The sequence below is a fragment of the Streptomyces sp. NBC_00353 genome, assembly GCF_036108815.1.
In the GTDB taxonomy this organism is placed as follows: Bacteria; Actinomycetota; Actinomycetes; order Streptomycetales; family Streptomycetaceae; genus Streptomyces.
In genome coordinates, this window is the sequence record NZ_CP107985.1 from 3,914,707 (window position 1) to 3,933,786 (window position 19,080).

At 70.3% G+C, this 19,080-nt stretch carries 15 protein-coding genes and 1 tRNA gene; 2 read left to right on the forward strand and 14 right to left on the reverse strand.

What is annotated here, in order from left to right; all coding sequences use genetic code 11:
- Positions 1–59: 59 nt before the first annotated feature.
- The 14 genes from glyA to OHA88_RS17710 form a co-directional block, all read right to left on the reverse strand.
- Positions 60–1,325 carry a serine hydroxymethyltransferase gene (gene glyA, locus OHA88_RS17645; RefSeq protein WP_267001790.1) on the reverse strand — a complete coding sequence of 422 codons (1,266 nt, stop codon included), beginning with the start codon at positions 1,323–1,325 and terminating at the stop codon, positions 60–62.
- 97 nt (positions 1,326–1,422) lie between these two features.
- Positions 1,423–2,064: an arsenate reductase/protein-tyrosine-phosphatase family protein gene (locus OHA88_RS17650; protein ID WP_267001792.1), complete on the reverse strand. Its 642-nt coding sequence runs from the start codon at positions 2,062–2,064 to the stop codon at positions 1,423–1,425.
- Positions 2,061–2,708, reverse strand: a complete 648-nt coding sequence (locus OHA88_RS17655; protein ID WP_030915951.1) for an L-threonylcarbamoyladenylate synthase — start codon at positions 2,706–2,708, stop codon at positions 2,061–2,063. Before OHA88_RS17655 ends, OHA88_RS17650 begins: the two co-directional genes overlap by 4 nt.
- A gap of 61 nt (positions 2,709–2,769) precedes the next feature.
- Entirely contained in the window at positions 2,770–3,615 is an 846-nt protein-coding gene (prmC, locus tag OHA88_RS17660) for a peptide chain release factor N(5)-glutamine methyltransferase (protein WP_030971548.1), read from the reverse strand.
- 42 nt (positions 3,616–3,657) lie between these two features.
- The gene (gene prfA, locus OHA88_RS17665) at positions 3,658–4,734 is read right to left on the reverse strand and encodes a peptide chain release factor 1 (RefSeq protein ID WP_267001796.1); all 1,077 of its coding nucleotides are present in this window, start codon (positions 4,732–4,734) and stop codon (positions 3,658–3,660) included.
- A gap of 189 nt (positions 4,735–4,923) precedes the next feature.
- Positions 4,924–5,148 carry a 50S ribosomal protein L31 gene (rpmE, locus tag OHA88_RS17670; RefSeq protein ID WP_030971552.1) on the reverse strand — a complete coding sequence of 75 codons (225 nt, stop codon included), beginning with the start codon at positions 5,146–5,148 and terminating at the stop codon, positions 4,924–4,926.
- A 182-nt stretch (positions 5,149–5,330) separates the two neighbouring features.
- Positions 5,331–6,434 carry an LCP family protein gene (locus OHA88_RS17675; protein ID WP_328626233.1) on the reverse strand — a complete coding sequence of 368 codons (1,104 nt, stop codon included), beginning with the start codon at positions 6,432–6,434 and terminating at the stop codon, positions 5,331–5,333.
- 368 nt (positions 6,435–6,802) lie between these two features.
- Complete coding sequence (rho, locus tag OHA88_RS17680) at positions 6,803–8,854, reverse strand: transcription termination factor Rho (protein ID WP_328626234.1); 2,052 nt, start codon at positions 8,852–8,854, stop codon at positions 6,803–6,805.
- Positions 8,855–9,238: 384 nt separating this feature from the next.
- Entirely contained in the window at positions 9,239–10,156 is a 918-nt protein-coding gene (gene thrB, locus OHA88_RS17685; protein WP_267001805.1) for a homoserine kinase, read from the reverse strand.
- A 255-nt stretch (positions 10,157–10,411) separates the two neighbouring features.
- A complete protein-coding gene (thrC, locus tag OHA88_RS17690; RefSeq protein ID WP_328626235.1) occupies positions 10,412–11,485 on the reverse strand; it encodes a threonine synthase in 1,074 nt (357 codons plus the stop codon).
- 6 nt (positions 11,486–11,491) lie between these two features.
- Complete coding sequence (locus OHA88_RS17695) at positions 11,492–12,790, reverse strand: homoserine dehydrogenase (RefSeq protein WP_267007956.1); 1,299 nt, start codon at positions 12,788–12,790, stop codon at positions 11,492–11,494.
- A 99-nt stretch (positions 12,791–12,889) separates the two neighbouring features.
- Positions 12,890–14,281, reverse strand: a complete 1,392-nt coding sequence (lysA, locus tag OHA88_RS17700) for a diaminopimelate decarboxylase (RefSeq protein ID WP_326605782.1) — start codon at positions 14,279–14,281, stop codon at positions 12,890–12,892.
- A gap of 26 nt (positions 14,282–14,307) precedes the next feature.
- On the reverse strand, positions 14,308–15,372 hold the full coding sequence (gene nrtL, locus OHA88_RS17705) for an ArgS-related anticodon-binding protein NrtL (protein WP_328626236.1): 1,065 nt from the start codon (positions 15,370–15,372) through the stop codon (positions 14,308–14,310).
- 55 nt (positions 15,373–15,427) lie between these two features.
- A complete protein-coding gene (locus OHA88_RS17710; protein ID WP_328629716.1) occupies positions 15,428–15,910 on the reverse strand; it encodes a response regulator in 483 nt (160 codons plus the stop codon).
- A gap of 173 nt (positions 15,911–16,083) precedes the next feature.
- Between OHA88_RS17710 and OHA88_RS17715 the strand changes: the two genes are divergently transcribed.
- Together OHA88_RS17715 and OHA88_RS17720 are read left to right on the forward strand one after the other, a co-directional pair.
- Positions 16,084–16,155: transfer RNA gene (locus OHA88_RS17715), tRNA-Arg, on the forward strand.
- A 522-nt stretch (positions 16,156–16,677) separates the two neighbouring features.
- Positions 16,678–18,792 carry a SpoIIE family protein phosphatase gene (locus tag OHA88_RS17720; protein WP_328626237.1) on the forward strand — a complete coding sequence of 705 codons (2,115 nt, stop codon included), beginning with the start codon at positions 16,678–16,680 and terminating at the stop codon, positions 18,790–18,792.
- Positions 18,793–19,080: the final 288 nt, after the last annotated feature.

Genomic DNA, 19,080 nt, shown 5'->3' on the forward strand with positions numbered 1-19,080 from the left:
CTACGTCGGCCTCATGATTGAGGACACGGAGGTACGGGTGATGGTTGCACGAGCCACGTCTACCCCGGATAGGGGGGATATTTCCCTGTCAGTTCCTTCACCTCTGCGCGGACGTCGCCTTCCTCACGTACGGCCGCCCCGAAGAGCACCGCGATCCGCGCCATGTCGGCGTCGCCCATGCCCTGGGTGGTGACCGCGGCGGTGCCGAGCCTGATGCCCCGTGCGTCCCCGTACGGCAGCGCGCAGGTGTCCAGCACCATGCCCGCAGCCGCGAGCCGCTCCCGGGCGGTGCGGCCGTCGACACCGAGCGGCGCCGGGTCCGCGACGATCAGATGGGTGTCCGTGCCGCCGGTGGTCACCTCGAAGCCCTCGGCCTCCAGACCGGCCGCCAGCACCCGCGCGTGTGCCACCACCTGGTGGGCGTACCCCGTGAACGCCGGTGTCGCCGCCTCCCCGAACGCCACCGCCTTGGCCGCGACCGTGTGCATCTGCGCCCCGCCCTGGGTGAAGGGGAAGACCGCCCGGTCGATCCGCTCGGCCAGCTCCGCGCCGCACAGGATCATGCCGCCGCGCGGCCCGCGCAGCACCTTGTGCGTGGTGGCGCACACCACATCGGCGTACGGGACGGGACTGGGCGCAGCTCCCCCGGCGATCAGCCCCATCGGATGAGCGGCATCGGCGATCAGATACGCGCCGACCTCGTCGGCGATCTCGCGGAACACCTCGTAGTCGGGGTGACGGGGGTACGAGATCGAGCCGCTGACGATCGCCTTGGGCCGGTGGGTGCGGGCCAGGGTGCGCACCTGCTCGTAGTCGATCAGACCGCTGTCGGAGTCGACCCCGTAGCCGATGAACTCGAACCAGCGGCCGGAGAAGTTGGCGGGCGAGCCATGCGTGAGGTGTCCGCCGTACGGGAGTCCCATCGCGAGGACCGTGTCGCCGGGGCGCAGCAGCGCCGCGTACGCCGCGAGGACGGCCGAGGAGCCGGAGTGCGACTGGACGTTGGCGTGCTCGGCGCCGAAGAGCGTGGTGGCCCGCTGGACGGCGATGAATTCGGCGGCGTCGGCCATCTCGCAGCCGCCGTGGTGGCGGGCGCCGGGATACCCCTCGGCGTACTTGTTGGCGAGCGGTGAGCCGAGGGCGGCAAGGACCGCGGGCGAGGTGAAGTTCTCGGCGGCGATCAGCTGCAGCGTGCTCGACTGCCGGTTCAGCTCCCCCAGCAGCACATCGGCGATCTCCGGGTCCTCCCGGATCAGGGCTGCGAAGTCCTGCGGCAGGGCGGTGACGTGGGCGGAGGAGGGGGCGGCGGGGGTGGTGACCGACATCTGACGGCTCCGGGCCTGGGGTGGGGGTGCGCTGGCGTCAGATCCAAGGTAGGCCAGTACCCGGCTCGCTGCCTGCTGCGCGCTGCCCCCGGACGCGTCAGTGCGGGGCCGGTACGCCCGTCAGTGCGGTGACCACCGGGTCGAGGGCCTGGTTGATCTCGTCGCCGACCGAGCGGAAGAACGTGATCGGGGCGCCGTACGGGTCGTACACCTCGTCGGCCTCGGCGGTGGGGGCCAGCAGCCAGCCGCGCAGCGCGGCTGCCGCGCGGACCAGCGCGCGGGCGCGTTCGACGACGCCCTCGTCGCGCGGGTCGGGCAGCGTCGCGGGGTCTATGGCCCGGACCAGCCGGGTGAATTCCTTGAGCGTGAACGTCCTCAGGCCGGCCGAGTGACCCATCGAGATCACCTGGGCGCGGTGGTCGCGGGTCGCGGTGAGGACGAGGTCGGCGCGGATCACGTGCTCGTCGAGCAGTTCGCGGCCGACGAAACCGGTGGCGTCGGCGCCGAAGTCGGCCAGGACGATCTCGGCGTTGGCCTCCATGGGGGCGCCTTCGTGCCCCCAGGTACCGGCGCTCTCCACGATCAGGCCGCCGCTGAGCGGATCGCCGAGGCGGTCCACCAGGGCATGGCGGGTCAGCCGCTCGGTGATCGGCGAGCGGCAGACGTTGCCGGTGCTGACGTGGAGGATGCGGAAAGTATCGGTCCGCCCCGCTATGCCACGCCCCTCAGGGGCGGTCAATTGGCCACCTCGAGGTCGGGTACCACCTTGCGGAGTTCCTCGACGGAGAGCGCACCGGCGCGCAGCAGTACCGGCACCTTGCCCGTGACGTCGACGATGGAGGACGGCACGATGCCGGGGGTCGGGCCGCCGTCGAGGTAGACGGAGACGGAGTCGCCGAGCATCTCCTGGGCTGCGTCGCAGTCCTCGGGGGACGGGTGTCCGGTGAGGTTGGCGCTGGAGACGGCCATCGGACCGACCTCGGTGAGCAGCTCGATGGCGACCGGGTGCAGCGGCATCCGGACGGCGACGGTGCCTCGGGTGTCGCCGAGGTCCCACTGGAGCGACGGCTGGTGCTTCGCGACGAGCGTGAGGGCGCCGGGCCAGAAGGCGTCGACGAGCTCCCACGCCTGCTCGGAGAAGTCCGTGACCAGGCCGTGCAGGGTGTTCGGCGAGCCGATCAGGACAGGGGTGGGCATATTGCGGCCGCGGCCCTTGGCGTCGAGCAGGTCGGCGACGCCCTCGGAGCTGAAGGCGTCCGCGCCGATCCCGTACACGGTGTCGGTGGGCAGCACGACCAGTTCGCCCCGGCGCACGGCGGACGCGGCTTCGCGCAGACCCGTCGTACGGTCGGTCGCGTCGTTGCAGTCGTATCGCCGTGCCATCAGCCGGCCTCCTCAAGCGTGTACGGGTACGGGTCGTGCGGGTGCGCGTGCGGGGCGCCGGTCACGGCATGGCCTTGCGGGCCGTGGCGAACCGGGGGCGCCCGTTCAGGTCGGGGTGGTCGGCCGCGTCGGCCCAGCCCCGCTCCTCGGTGAAGATCCACGGCACCTGACCGCCCTGGGTGTCGGCGTGCTCGATGACGACGAGACCGCCGGGGCGCAGCAGACGGTGCGCGGTGCGTTCGATGCCGCGGATGGTGTCGAGACCGTCCTCGCCGGAGAAGAGCGCCATCTCCGGATCGTGGTCACGGGCCTCGGGTGCCACGTACTCCCACTCGGTGAGCGGGATGTACGGCGGGTTGGAGATGACCAGGTCGACCTGGCCGTCGAGCTCGGGAAGGGCCGTCAGGGCGTCTCCGCGGTGCACGGTGACCCTGGACCCCTCGGCGTTCTTCCGCGTCCAGGTGAGGGCCTCCTCGGACAGCTCCACGGCGTGCACGCGCGAGCGCGGCACCTCCTGGGCCATCGCGAGGGCGATGGCGCCCGATCCCGTGCAGAGGTCGACGATCATCGGCTCGACGACGTCCATCGCGCGGACGGCGTCTATCGCCCAGCCGACGACCGATTCCGTCTCCGGGCGGGGGACGAAGACGCCGGGGCCCACCTGGAGCTCCAGGTAGCGGAAGAAGGCGCGACCGGTGATGTGCTGGAGCGGCTCGCGGGCCTCGCGGCGGGCGATGGCCTCCCAGTACCGCGCGTCGAAGTCCGCGTCCGGCACATTGTGCAGCTCGCCCCGCTTGACGCCGTGCACGAACGCGGCGAGCTCCTCCGCGTCGAATCGCGGTGAGGGTACACCGGCGTCGGCCAGCCGCTGGGTGGCCTGGGCCACCTCGGCGAGCAGCAGGTTCATCGCGGTTCTCCGTACGGTTTCACGGGCGGGGCGGGGTGTTGCTCATGCGACGGCGAGCTTGGCGGCGGAGTCGGCGTCGACGCAAGCCTGGATGACTGCGTCCAGTTCACCGTCGAGCACCTGGTCCAAGTTGTACGCCTTGAATCCGACGCGGTGGTCCGAGATCCGGTTTTCCGGGAAGTTGTACGTGCGGATCTTCTCGGAACGGTCGACGGTGCGCACCTGGCTGCGCCGGACGTCCGAAGCTTCCTGCTCGGCCGCCTCCTGGGCTGCGGCAAGCAGTCGCGACCGCAGGATACGCATCGCCTGCTCCTTGTTCTGGAGCTGGCTCTTCTCGTTCTGGCAGGAGGCCACGACACCGGTCGGCAGGTGCGTGATGCGGACGGCGGAGTCCGTCGTGTTGACGGACTGGCCGCCGGGGCCCGAGGAGCGGTAGACGTCGATACGGAGATCGTTGGCGTGGATCTCGACGTCGACCTCCTCCGCCTCGGGCGTGACGAGCACACCGGCTGCCGACGTGTGGATGCGGCCCTGGGACTCGGTGGACGGCACCCGCTGCACGCGGTGCACGCCGCCCTCGTACTTCAACCGGGCCCACACACCCTGGCCGGGCTCGGTTGCGCCGTTGCCGCCCTTGGTCTTCACGGCGACCTGGACGTCCTTGTACCCGCCGAGCTCGGACTCGGTGGAGTCGATGATCTCGGTCTTCCAGCCGACGCGCTCGGCGTACCGCAGATACATGCGCAGCAGATCGCCGGCGAACAGGGCGGACTCGTCGCCGCCCGCGCCCGCCTTGATCTCCAGGAGCACGTCCTTGTCGTCGCTGGGGTCGCGCGGGACCAGGAGGAGGCGGAGCTTCTCGGTGAGCTCCTCGCGCTGCTTCTCCAGGTCCTTCACCTCGGCGGCGAAGTCGGGGTCGTCCGCCGCGAACTCGCGGGCGGTCTCGATGTCGTCCCCGGTCTGCTTCCAGGAGCGGTACGTACCGACGATCGGGGTCAGCTCGGCGTAGCGCTTGTTGAGCTTGCGCGCGTTGGCCTGGTCGGCGTGGACCGCGGGATCCGCGAGCTTCTTCTCAAGATCGGCCTGTTCGCCGATCAGTTCCTCGACCGCCTCGAACATCGGGGGCTCCTGGGGGTGGGGTATCCCCTGCTCATCAAGAGCTCGGGGAAGTGACTTCGACGTGCCTGCTGGAAGGCGTGGTGCTGTCCGGTCGGGGCTGCGGGGACTGGCCCGTACCCCCCGGCCGGAAAAAAACGCCGGTCTCGGCGCCCCCGGGAAGAGGGCGCCGAGAACCGGCGCAAGGGCTCGCTACTTGCTGGCGGAGCCTGCAGCCTTGCCGAAGCGGGCCTCGAAGCGGGCCACACGGCCACCGGTGTCGAGGATCTTCTGCTTGCCCGTGTAGAACGGGTGGCACTCGGAGCAGACGTCGGCACGGATGGCGCCGCCGCCGATGGTGGACCGCGTGGTGAACGACGCGCCACAGGTGCAGCTGACCTGCGTCTCGACGTACTCGGGGTGGATGTCGCGCTTCAAGGGTGTCTCCTAGGTTCGGGAGGGCGCCGGGTCGTACGCGCGGATTTGCGCATCCGTGAACCGGGGCCGACGTACCAGTCTGCCAGGACCGGCCGCATCTCCCAAAACCGGGGGCGAGCCGCAACTATTCCCGAGCGTTCCGGAACGTTCCGCGCATGCCGGGTCACCGGACTGCGGTGGTCCTACCGGACGACCTGGCCGGCATCGCCCTTGTCACCGGCCGACTTCTCGATGGCGGAGGCGGGGATCGGCTTGTCCTGCTTGAGGGCGGTCCACACCTGCTGTGCGGACTTCTCCAGCGGTACGACGCGGTTCGGGTCGGCCGGGTCGTACTGCACGGGCAGCGTGACCATGTGGACGTTCCTCGAGCCGAGCCCCTTGAGGCCGTTGGCGAAGCCCGTGAGCTCCTTGACCGAACCCAGGTCGGAGTCGGTGGTGATGGCCTTGGTGGCCGTGTCCGCGAGGCCGAACAGTGTCTTCGGGTCGGAGAACACCCCCACGGTCTTCGCCTGTTCCATCAGCGCCTTGATGAAGGCCTGCTGCAGCTGGATGCGGCCGAGGTCGCTGCCGTCGCCGACGCTCTTGCGGGTGCGGACCAGGCCGAGCGACTGCTCTCCGTCGAGGGTGTGGGTGCCGGGCGTCAGATTCAGATGACTCTTGGAGTCGTTGATCGCCTGCGTGGTGGTGATCTTGACGCCGCCCAGCTGGTCGATGAGCTTCTTGAAGCCCGTGAAGTCGACTTCGAGGTAGTGGTCCATGCGGATGCCGGACATCGCCTCGACGGTCTTGACCGCGCAGGCCGGTCCGCCGACCTCGTACGCCGTGTTGAACATCGCGCGCTGCTGGCCCGGTACGGTCTTGCCGCTGGTGTCGCTCGTGCAGTCGGGGCGGGTGACGAGGGTGTCGCGCGGGATGGAGACGACGCTCGCGGTCCTGTGGCCCTGATTGAGGTGCACGACCATCGCGGTGTCCGAGCGGGCGGTGCCTTCGTCCCTGCCGTACTCGGAGTTCGCGCCGGAGCGGGAGTCGGAGCCGAGGACGAGGATGTCCTGCGAGCCGTTGTCGACGTCGGCCGGGCGGTTCTTGCCGAGCGCGGCGTTGATGTCGACGGCCTTGAGATTTCCGTTGAGCTTGAAGTACGCGTACCCCAGGCCCGTACCGCCCACGACGACCACACCGGCCACGGTCCAGGCGGCTATGGCCGTCGTCCTGCGGCGGCGGGAAGGCTCCTTCCGGCGCTTGCCGGTGCCGCGTATTCGGCCGTTGCTCCCGCTCTGCCCGGTCATCCGTCTCCTCGATCCTCGCCTGCCCCCGGCTACCCCCTGCAGTGGTGTTCGGGCACTGGTTCTGTCGCTCTGTCGCTATGAGTACGACGTGGTGGCTCGAAAAAGGGTTGCACAGCACCCTGTCGTGACCGGGTGAGGACGGAAGCCGCGCACGACGGCGCGGAACGGCCGGTGATCCCGCGCTCACCTGCGGTTTCTTGCCCGTTACAGGCATCGTCGGGGCCCGGAACGGAACGGTCGCCGTGTGGCGAAGGTCTCGGATCGGGCGGATCTGCCGAAAGGCCGGAAAACGATGCACCGGAACAGGGCCGCCCCCGTCACCGAGGTGACGGGGGCGGCCCTGTGACGACTGTCTGAGCGGTACGACGTCAGTCGTTGCCGTTGCCCGGAGCGGGCGTCGTCTTCTGGATCTGGAGCAGGAACTCCGCGTTGGACTGGGTCTTCTTCATCCGGTCCAGGAGCAGCTCGATCGCCTGCTGCTGGTCGAGTGCGTGCAGCACCCGGCGCAGCTTCCAGACAATCGCCAACTCGTCGCTGCCGAGCAGGATTTCTTCCTTACGGGTGCTGGACGCGTCGACGTCCACCGCCGGGAAGATGCGCTTGTCCGAGAGCTTCCGGTCGAGCTTGAGCTCCATGTTGCCGGTGCCCTTGAACTCCTCGAAGATCACCTCGTCCATGCGTGAGCCGGTCTCGACGAGCGCGGTGGCCAGGATGGTCAGCGAGCCGCCGTCCTCGATGTTGCGCGCGGCACCGAAGAAGCGCTTCGGCGGGTAGAGCGCGGTCGAGTCGACACCACCGGACAGGATGCGACCGGATGCCGGGGCCGCGAGGTTGTACGCGCGGCCGAGGCGGGTGATCGAGTCCAGCAGGACGACCACGTCGTGACCCAGCTCGACGAGACGCTTGGCGCGCTCGATGGCCAGCTCGGCGACGGTGGTGTGGTCCTCGGCGGGACGGTCGAAGGTCGAGGAGATGACCTCGCCCTTCACCGACCGCTGCATGTCGGTGACCTCTTCCGGACGCTCGTCGACCAGGACGACCATCAGGTGGCACTCGGGGCTGTTGACGGTGATCGCGTTGGCGATCGCCTGCAGGATCATGGTCTTGCCGGTCTTCGGCGGGGCCACGATCAGACCACGCTGGCCCTTGCCGATCGGTGCGACCAGGTCGATGATCCGCGTCGTCAGGACGTTGGAGTCGGTCTCCAGACGGAGCCGGTCCTGCGGGTACAGCGGGGTCAGCTTCTGGAACTCCGGGCGGCCGCGGCCGCTTTCGGGAGCCATGCCGTTGACCGAGTCGAGGCGGACCAGCGCGTTGAACTTCTCGCGGCGCTCGCCGTCCTTGGGCTGGCGCACCGCACCGGTGACGTGGTCACCCTTGCGCAGGCCGTTCTTGCGGACCTGGGCGAGCGACACGTACACGTCGTTCGGGCCCGGCAGGTAGCCGGAGGTCCGGATGAACGCGTAGTTGTCGAGGATGTCCAGGATGCCCGCGACGGGGATCAGGACGTCGTCGTCGGAGACCGGCGGCGCGTCGCTCGCGAAGTCGTCGCGGCCACGGCGGCCACGGCGGTCGCGGTAGCGGCCACGGCGACCGCGACGGCCGCCTGCCTCGTCGTCGTAACCGTCGTCCTGCGGTCCGCCGCCACCCTGCGGGCCCTGGCCCTGGCCCTGACCCTGGCTCTGGCCCTGGCCCTGGCGCTGCTGGCGCTGACCGCCCTGCTGGCCCTGGCCACCGCCCTGCTCGTCGCCCTTGCCTCGGCGGTCGCGCTGACGGTCACGGCGGTCGCCGCGGTCGCCACGCTCACCGCGTTCGCCACGCTGACCGCGGTCGCCACGGTCGCCACGGCGGCCTTCGGCGGTGTCCACGGCGGCTTCGGCCTTCGCCTCGGCGCGGTCCTCGCCCTTCGGCTCGGCCTGCGTCTCCACCTTGGCCTCGGCCTTGGGCTCCGCCTTGACGTCCGGGCTGCCCGCCTGCGCGGTCGCACGGCGCCGACGACGCTCACCCGTGGGCTGGTCGTCGCTGGCCGGCTGGCCGGGGATGTCGATCTGCTGCTGGGCCGTGGCCTTCTCGGCGGGCGCGGCGGCGGACTCGTCCCCCGTGCGCGCCTTGGAGGTGGCGCGGCGCTTCGGCTTGGTCTCGGCGTCCGCGGCGGCGGGCGCTGCGGCAGCCTTGGGCGCAGCGCTTCCGCCCTGCGCCTCCTTGATGACCTCGATCAGCTGGCTCTTGCGCATCCGCGCAGTGCCCTTGATGCCGAGGCCGGACGCGACCTGCTGCAGCTCGGCCAGGACCATGCCATCGAGGCCGGTGCCGGAGCGGCGGCGCCGTGCGGTGGTGCCAGTGGCAGCACCTTCGGCGGGCGCGGAGCTGTCGACGGTCTTGTCGGCAGTCACGCCCATCAGATCGGTGGTGTCGCTCACGAAGGGTCCTTCCCTGGAGCGGACGTCGGCCTTCTGGCTCGGCGACCGGTTGTGCTGTCCGACTGCGGTCTTTGGATCTTGCGGACCGTGCCGGGGCGGTGGTCCGCCGGGTACGGCGGAGAGATGAATGTGCAAGGGTCCGACGCGAGCATCCCCCTGCTCGGCCCACTCCTGGACAAGCGAGGGGTGTCGTGCCGGTTCCGGAGCGTGCTCGAAACTGCTCAGGCAGGCTGCTCAGGCAGTTGGGGAGGCTCTCGGAAGAAATGGTGGCCCCGGAAAGGGACACGAAGCAACGCGCCACATAGACGTCGATTGCAGACTTGAGGTTAACACTACCGGCTCCAACAAACATTCCCCCTCTCACTCACCGGCAATCACTTCTCGCTACGGGGCGAGCGGCAGGACACTCGCACCCGAGGCGTCGAGAGTGAGCCGGTTGGCCGCCCATCCCTCGCCCGCCAGCCGTGCGACCTTGTCGGCCGCACCGTCCTCGGCCAGCGCGAGCACGGTCGGCCCGGCACCGGAGATGACTGCAGGGACGCCGTCGGCGCGCAGTCGGTTCACAAGTTCCACGCTCTCGGCCATTGCGGGGGCGCGGTATTCCTGGTGCAGCCGGTCCTCGGTCGCGGCGAGCAGCAGTTCGGGGCGCCGGGTCATGGCCTCGACCAGGAGGCCCGCACGGCCGGCGTTGAACGCGGCGTCGACGTGCGGGACGGTACGCGGCAGCAGTCCGCGGGCGGTCTCGGTGAGCACCGGCTTGCCGGGGACGAAAACCACCGGAACGATGGAATCCGAGGGATCCATCCTGATCGCGCGGGCGGAGCCACCGTCCATCCAGGCCAGTGTGAAGCCGCCGAGCAGGCATGCCGCGACATTGTCGGGGTGGCCCTCGATCTCGGTGGCGAGCTCCAGCAGCGCCGCGTCGTCGAGCCGGGCATCGCCACCGGTCGTCACGGCGCGGGCCGCGACGATACCGGCGCAGATGGCCGCGGAGGAGGAACCGAGGCCACGCCCGTGCGGGATGCGGTTGGCGCAGACGATCTCCAGGCCGCGGGGCTGTCCGCCGAGCAGGTCGAAGGCCGTACGCAGGGAGCGCACGAGGAGGTGGCTCTCGTCGCGTGGCAGGGTGTCGGCACCCTCGCCGGCGATGTCGATGTGCAGACCGGAGTCGGCGACGCGGACGACGACGTCGTCGTACAGCCCCAGCGACAGGCCGAGGGCGTCAAAACCCGGGCCCAGGTTGGCGCTGGTAGCGGGGACGCGCACCCGGACGGCGGCGGCTCGGAAGGCGGGACCGGCCATCGCTTCGACGACTCTCCTTGTGAGGCAGTGGGGATTGCTGCGGCGGGGATTGTGGCGGTGGATATTTCGTAAGCCTGTGGAGAACCCGACGGCCACGAAGGCGACACCGCGGCAATTGCGGCGGGGCGGGTTGACTACAGCTTATCGAAGGAAGGTTCTGTCGCGACATAGGGCGCACAGGAGGCGCACGATGCGTGTCGCACGCCTCCTATGCGCTCTCCGCCCCGAAAAGGGGTGGTTGAGCTGCTGATGTCTTTACTGCACGAGGCCGAGCTTCTCCGCGGCGGTGGCGGCGTCGACCGGTACGGTGACGGGCTGCGGGGCGCCCGCGACGGCCCAGTCCGGATCCTTCAGACCGTTGCCGGTGACCGTGCAGACGATCTTCTGGCCGGGGTCGACCTTGCCCTCTTCGGCAGCCTTGAGCAGACCGGCGACCGATGCGGCCGAGGCAGGCTCGACGAAGACGCCCTCCTGAGAGGCCAACAGACGGTAGGCGGACAGAATTTGACGGTCCGTCACCTCGTCGATGAAGCCACCCGACTCGTCGCGCGCGTCCAGCGCGTACTGCCAGGAGGCCGGGTTGCCGATCCGGATCGCGGTGGCGATGGTCGACGGGTCCTTGACGATCTCGCCGCGGACGATGGGCGCGGAGCCCGAGGCCTGGAAGCCCCACATGCGCGGCCTGTGCGTCGACATGGCATCCGCGGCGTACTCCGTGTAACCCTTCCAGTACGCGGTGATGTTGCCCGCGTTGCCGACCGGGAGGACATGGATGTCGGGGGCGTCGCCGAGCGCGTCGACGATCTCGAACGCCGCGGTCTTCTGGCCCTCGATACGGACCGGATTGACCGAATTGACCAGCGCCACCGGGTAGTTGTCCGAGAGCGAGCGGGCCAGCGTCAGGCAGTCGTCGAAGTTGCCGTCGACCTGGAGGATCTTGGCGCCGTGGACGAGCGCCTGGCCCATCTTGCCGAGCGCGATCTTGCCCTGCGGTACGAGGACGGCGCAGACCATGCCCGCCCGCACCGCGTACGCGGCGGCGGAAGCGGAGGTGTTGCCGGTGGAGGCGCAGATGACGGCCTTGGCCCCCTCCTCCTTGGCCCGGGTGATCGCCATCGTCATACCGCGGTCCTTGAAGGACCCGGTGGGATTGGCGCCCTCCACCTTGAGGTGCACCTCGCAGCCCGTGCGCTCGGAGAGGACCTGAGCGGGAACGAGCGGCGTGCCACCCTCACGAAGCGTGACGACCGGCGTCGTGCTCGTGACCGGAAGACGGTCCCGGTACTCCTCGATGATGCCGCGCCACTGGTGGGTGCCCTTGCTGGTCATGGGTCCTTACTCCCCTTCAACACGCATGATGCTGGCGACACCGCGCACGGTGTCGAGCTTGCGCAGCGCCTCGACGGTCGCCGAGAGGGCGGCGTCGGGCGCGCGGTGGGTGACGACGACGAGAGATGCCTCGCCGCCTCCGTCCTGGCGGCCTTGCTGGCGGACCGTATCGATGGATACGCCCTGTTCGGCGAAGACCGTCGCGACCTGGGCGAGTACGCCAGGCTTGTCGGCCACGTCGAGACTGATGTGGTACCGCGTGACGACCTCGCCCATGGGGCTGACCGGCAGACGCGTGTACGCGGACTCACCGGGGCCGGTGGCCTCGTTGAGCTTGTTCCGGCAGACCGCGACCAGGTCGCCGAGGACCGCGGAGGCGGTCGGGGAACCGCCCGCGCCGGGGCCGTAGAACATCAGCTGCCCGGCGGCATCCGCCTCGACGAAGACCGCGTTGTACGCCTCACGGACGGAGGCCAGCGGATGGCTGAGCGGGATCATCGCCGGGTGCACGCGCGCGGTGACGGACCGGCCGTCGGCGGCGCGCTCGCAGATGGCGAGGAGTTTGACGGTGCAGCCCATGCGGCGGGCCGACGCGATGTCGGCCGCGGTGACCTCGGTGATGCCCTCGCGGTGCACCTCGCCGATCCGCACCCGGGTGTGGAAGGCGATTCCGGCGAGGATCGCGGCCTTGGCGGCGGCGTCGAAGCCCTCGACGTCGGCGGTCGGGTCGGCCTCGGCGTACCCGAGGGCGGTGGCCTCGTCGAGCGCCTCGGAGTAGCCCGCGCCGCTGGTGTCCATCTTGTCGAGGATGAAGTTGGTCGTGCCGTTGACGATGCCCAGCACCCGGTTGACCTTGTCACCGACGAGGGACTCGCGCAGCGGCCGCACGAGCGGAATGGCACCGGCCACGGCCGCCTCGTAATAGAGGTCTCGGCCGTACTGTTCGGCGGCGGCGTGCAGAGCGGCGCCGTCCTCGGCGAGCAGCGCCTTGTTGGCGGAGACGACACTCGCGCCGTGCTCGAAGGCGGTGGTGATGAGTGCGCGGGCCGGCTCGATGCCGCCGATGACCTCGATGACGACGTCGATGTCGCCCCGTTTGACCAGGGCGGTCGCATCGGTGGTGATCAGCGCGGGGTCGATCCCCTCCCGCGCCTTCGAGGGCCGGCGGACGGCGACACCGGCGAGCTCGATGGGCGCGCCGATGCGCGCGGCGAGGTCGTCGGCGTGCGTCGTCATGATGCGCGCCACCTCTGAGCCGACCACTCCACAGCCCAGCAGCGCCACCTTCAGCGGACGCGTACGCATCATCCGACCTCGTTTCTCATGCATGCTCATGTGTGGACCAGTCTCACTCACCGGACGGGAGTTTCTGTCACCCGTCCGGATCCTGAGACATCTATTTCATCAGCCGACATCAAGACGCAGGAGATCTTCCTCCGTCTCGCGCCGGACGATCACCCGCGCCTCTCCGTCGCGCACGGCGACGACGGGCGGGCGCAGCGCGTGGTTGTAATTGCTCGCCATCGAGCGGCAGTAGGCGCCGGTGGCGGGCACGGCGATCAGATCGCCGGGCGCGAGGTCGGACGGCAGGAACGCGTCCTTGACCACGATGTCACCGCTCTCGCAGTGCTTGCCGACGACGCGTACGAGCATCGGTTCGGCGTCGGAGCGGCGCGAGACGAGCGCGACGCTGTACTCGGCGTCGTAGAGCGCGGTGCGGATGTTGTCCGACATGCCGCCGTCGACACTGACGTAGGTACGCAGTCCTTCGAGGTGCTTGATGGTGCCGACCTCGTACAGCGTGAACGCGGTGGGGCCGACGATGGCGCGCCCGGGCTCGACCGAGATCCGCGGAGTGGCGAGGCCGGCCGACTCGCACTCGCGGGTCACGATGTCGCCGAGCGCCTTGGCGATCTCGTGCGGCTCGCGCGGGTCGTCGTCGGAGGTGTACGCGATGCCCAGACCACCGCCGAGGTCGATCTCCGGCAGCTCGACACCGTGCTCGTCGCGCACCTCGGCGAGGAGCTGGACCACGCGGCGGGCGGAGACCTCGAAGCCGGCCATGTCGAAGATCTGCGAGCCGATGTGCGAGTGGATGCCGATGAGTTCGATCCCATCGAGCGTGAGCGCCCGGCGCACTGCTTCGGCGGCCTGTCCTCCGGCCAGCGCGATGCCGAACTTCTGGTCCTCGTGGGCGGTGGCGATGAACTCGTGGGTGTGCGCCTCGACGCCGACCGTCACCCGGATCTGGACACGCTGCCGCTTGCCGAGCCGCTGCGCGATGTGCGAGACGCGGACGATCTCCTGGAACGAGTCGAGCACGATACGCCCGACACCGACCTGGACGGCCCGCTCGATCTCGGCGACGGTCTTGTTGTTGCCGTGGAAGGCGATGCGCTCGGCGGGCATGCCGGCGTCGAGTGCGGTGGTCAGCTCGCCGCCGGAGCAGACGTCGAGGTTGAGCCCCTCCTCCTTGAGCCAGCGCACGACAGCCCGTGACAGGAACGCCTTGCCGGCGTAGAAGACATCGGCGCCCGGTCCGAACGCGTCGGCCCAGGCGCGGCAGCGGGCGCGGAAGTCGCTCTCGTCGAGGAAGTAGGCGGGCGTGCCGAATTCCTCGGCCAGCCGGGTCACTTCGATCCCGCCGACGGTCACGGCGCCGTCGTCGTTGCGGGAGACGGTGCGGGCCCAGACCTTCTCGTCGAGGACGTTCAGGTCGGCGGGCGGGGCCGTGTAGTGCCCCTCGGTCAGGACGTCGGCGTGACGGGGACCGGCGGGGTGTGCGGATCGGCTCATGGTGTTGCTCTGCTCTTTCGGATCTCTCAGAGGTGTTCGGGTGCGCTGATACCGAGCAGGGACAGGCCACCGGCGAGCACCGTCCCGGCGGCTTCGGCAACGGCCAGCCGGGAGCGGTGGGCGGCCGAGGGTTTCTCGTCGCCGACGGGCAGCGGGGACGCGGAGTCCTGGAAGTCGAAGAAGGCGTGCGCGACGTCTTCGAGATGCCGGGCGAGCCGGTCGGGCGCGCGGTGGCGGGCGGCGGCGGCGAGGGCCTCTGGGTAGTCGGCCAGCGCGCGCAGCAGTGCGGGTGCGTCGACATCCTCGTCGTACGAGCTGTCGAATCCGAGGAGCGCGGCGCCACGGGTGAGCGCGCGGGCCCGGGAGCGGGCGTAGCGGACGAGGAACAGCGGATTGCCGGCGCTCTGTACGAGCAGCTCGTCGTCGAGCGGGGCCCGGTCGTGCCCGGCCGGCCGCAGCAGCCCCCACCGGACGGCATCGGGCCCGAGCCGCTCCAGCAGCTCGCTCGCGGCGGCACCGGCGGGAAGGGGCCGGACGGCGGTGGGCGACGCAGCCGGCTCCCCCGGGGCGTCGATGTCGACCCCCAGCCGCACCCAGTCGGGGTCGGGCGACCCGTCGCAGCCGGTGCGCACCAGCGCACCCTGGGTGCGTGCGATGGTGCGCAGCGCGTGGGCGGTGACCGCGGCCCGGACCTCGCGGGCATGGCTCAACTGCAGGATGTCCCCGGCGAGCACGTCCCCGTGCCCGTACCGGGCCCCTCGCGCCAGCACATCGCGTACGAGCGCCTCGCGCGCGCGGGCATCCGCCGACGCGTCGAGCGTGAAGTTCAGGAATCCGGGCCCGGTGACCTCGACCCGCCCGATCCCCGGTGCGCCGGCGACCCGGTCCCGCAGGATCTCGGCGACCTCCCGGGCCGGCCGCGCGGCGGCCCCGGCCAGCTGGAGCGCGACGGCACAGGCGTAGTCCCCGCTGCCGCCGGGCCGTGTCCGCTCCACTCGCACGCGCGCGGGCACGGGCGCGCGCAAGGCGTCCTCGTCGACCGCGCGACGCACGGCGCGCAGCACGGTCCTGGAGAGCTCGGCGGGGGTCACGGGACAAGCGTATGGGAGGGAGGGGGGCGCTCCGCGACCTGGTTTCGCCATGCGGTCAGCCCGCGGCGCTCTCGGCCTTCCCGGCGCTTTGTCTGCCGTCGATCGACGGCGGGTCCTCCCTGTTCGCCAACTGCCGTACGAGCCGCACCAGCTCGCTCGGCTCGAAGGGCTTCGCCAGGAACGCGTCGACGCCCGCGACGACACCGTTGTCAACCTCGTACTGCGTACAGGCGCTGACGATCGCGACGGGTAGATGCCTGGTCCGCGGATCGGAGCGCAGGCGAGTGGCGGTCTGCAGACCGTCGAGCCGGGGCATGACGACATCGAGGGTGATCACATCGGGGCAGACCCGATGCACCAGGTCCAGGCACTCGACACCATCGGCCGCGGTCACGACCTCGAAGCCCTCAAGCTCGAGATTGACCCTGATCAACTGCCGGATGACCTTGTTGTCGTCAACAACAAGCACGCGGCCACACGCCCCTGACACACTCCGAGAGTAGGCGGGACGTAGGGGCTGCGTCCGGGTTTTGCCCATTTCCGGCCCCGGACGGGTGGCGGCCGGGTGGCCCACGGACGGCACGGCGGACGCTACGGCGGAGGGCGTGGCGGCCGACGTGACGCGGACGGTGGCCGCGTGGAAATACCTGTTCACGGACACCCCGCGGAAGCTGGTAGTGTTTCACCCGTCGCAGAGCACGCCAGCGACATGCCCCCGTAGCTCAGGGGATAGAGCATCGGCCTCCGGAGCCGGGTGCGCAGGTTCGAATCCTGCCGGGGGCACTTCCGGATAGACCCTCTGACCAGCGGAAACGCTGAGCAGGGGGTCTTTTTCATGCCGTTTTCCTGCCGTTGGATCCTGCGGACGGCGGCCAGTGCGCTGTGCACCCCGAGGCCCCTTGGGCGGGCACGGCCGTCAGCGAGCGGGACACGCCGCCATTCGGCGTCACGCCCGAACAACAGCCGCCCTCACCAACCGCTCCAATTTCGGCCGGAACGGGCCCCACCGGCTCTCCTGCCGGGGGCACCGCAGTTCGGGGGCCGAGCAGGCTCTCTGATCAGGCATGACGCCGGATCGGAGAGCCTGCTGTCGGATACGGGCCGGGCGCCGGGTTCCGTCGGGTGGTCCGGTGGGTCGACGATGACCTTCCGCTTCACCGCGCCCACGACCGCGCATCGGCGGTGGAGTGCTGGGTATCGGGTTCGGAGAGACGATGGAGGGACCGCAGCGAGGCGGAAGGAGCAGCTACGGGCTGGGCCGGACGGAACTGCCGCCGTGGAGGCGAGCGGAAGGGGTGCCCGGGGATGAGTACGACCGATGCGTTCCTGGCCGGGCTGGGCCTGCCAGGTGCGGCATCCGCGCCGAGCGGGCTGCTGGATTTGCTGAGCCTGGCTGCGGTGGTACTCGATGACAGTGGGCGGATCGTCTTCTGGAGCCCGCAGGCGGAGGAGCTGTTCGGCTATACCGCCGAGGAGGCGCTGGGGACGTTCGCGGGCCGGCTGCTGGTGGAGGAACGGCACCTGGAGACGGTGATCGAGCTGTTCGCCCGGGTGATGCAGAGCGGGCAGCGCTGGTCGGGGAGTTTCCCGGTCCTGCACCGGGACGGCAGCACGCGGCTGGTGGAATTTCGCAACATGCGGCTGCAGGACGACCACGGGGGCTACTACGCGCTGGGCATTGCCACGGACCAGGCGACGCTGCAGCGCGTGGAGCGGGATCTGGCACTGTCCATACGGCTCGTCTCCCAGTCCCCCATCGGCCTGGGGGTCATGGACACCGAACTGCGGTACGTGCTTGTCAACCCGGTGCTGGCGCGCGTCGACGGCCTGCCCGCCGACGAGCAGGTCGGGCGCGCCGTCAGCGACGCGCTGCCCTTCGCGAACGAGGATTCCATCGAGTCGGACATGCGCCGGGTCCTGGCCACCGGCATCCCGCTGCTGGACCGGTTCGTCGTCGGCCGCACCCCGGACGAATCCGACCAGGACCATGCCTGGTCGGTGTCCTTCTACCGGCTGGAGGACCCTGGCGGGCAGGTGCTCGGACTCGCCACCTCGGTGGTGGACGTCACCGAGCAGCACCGGGCGGCTACCGACGCCACCCGGGCACGGCACCGGCTGGCGCTGGTCGCCGACGCGTCGGTCCGGGTCGGCACCACCCTCGATCTGGGACAGACCGCCCGGGAGTTGGCCGAGGTCTGTGTGCCACAGGTGGCCGACGTGGCCACGGTGGATGTGCTGGACAGCATCCTGCACGGCCACCGCAGCAGCGGGGGTGCGGTCGGCACGGCACGGTTCAGGGCACTGGCGGTGGCGTCGGCCCACCCCACCATGGCCACTCACGCCGTCGATCCCACCGGCGACTACGCCCAGTACGACGCCAACCGTCTGATCACCCAGTGCGTCAACACCCGCCGGCCCGTCCTCAAGACCGATGTGACGGGCCAGGATCTGCGCCGCGTCGCCCGGGACGACGAATGCGCGGCGCTGCTGGCGGCAGCCGGAGTGCACTCCTACCTCGCGGTGCCGCTGATCGCCCGTGGCGAGGTGATCGGCGCCGTGGGCCTCATGCGCGCCGACAACCTGAGGCCCTTCGACGAGGACGACGTCGTCCTGGCCGGGGAGCTGGCTGCCCGCGCGGCGGTATGCATCGACAACGCACGCCTGTTCCAGAGCCAGCGGCACGCCGCCCTGACCCTTCAGCGCAGCCTGTTGCCCGAACGGCCGGCCGACCAACTGGGTCTGAAGATCGCCACTCGCTACCAGCCCGCCGGCGCCACCAGTGAGATCGGCGGCGACTGGTTCGACGTCATCCCACTGGCCGACGACAAGACCGCCCTGGTCATCGGCGATGTCATGGGCAGCGGTATCGACGCCGCCGCCACCATGGGCCAGCTGCGCACCTCCACCCGCACGCTGACACAGCTCGACCTCGATCCCGACCAGGTCCTGCACTATCTCGACCGGGCCACCGCCGGCATCGAACACACCATCGCCACCTGCGCCTACGCCGTGTTCAACCCCCGCAACGGCACGTGCGACATCTCGCTGGCCGGGCACCTGCCGCCGGTCCTCATGCGACCGGGTCGTACCCCCGAACTGCTCGACCTGCCCACCGGCGCTCCGCTCGGCGTGGGCGGGGTCCCCTTCAGTACCACCCGCCTCGGCCTCGCCCCCGGTGACCAGCTGGTCCTGTACACGGATGGCCTGGTCGAGACCCGCGACCAGGCCATCGACGATCGACTGGATCTCCTGCTGTCCCTGCTCGCGGGTCCGCACCGCGATCTTGAGGAGACCTGCGACCTGCTCCTGCGGGCGCTGCGCCGGCCCGGCGACCACGATGACGTGGCCCTGCTCATCGCCCGGCTGCCCGCCGCGGAGCCCGGAGACCCTCAGCCCACCGGCAGCCCCGGCGCCGGGTAGGCGTCCATCAGGTTCTTCACGTCGGTCGATTCCACGGAGCACCCCTGTCGGGGTGCGCGCCAGCCGCGCGGCAGCCGGCTGAGGGCTTGGAACCAGCAACGCCAACGCCGCACTCTCGAACCACTGCTCAGGTTGAACTGGCCTTGTCGTAGGTGAAGACGGACCTTGATCCGTGCGGTAAGGGTCACGGTTCGCCGCGGAGAACAACGTCGCGACGCCCCTGCACCGGCATCGGCCGCCCACCCGCCCGACGAGCGCGGACGGGCGGCCGCGGCATCCTGCGAGTTG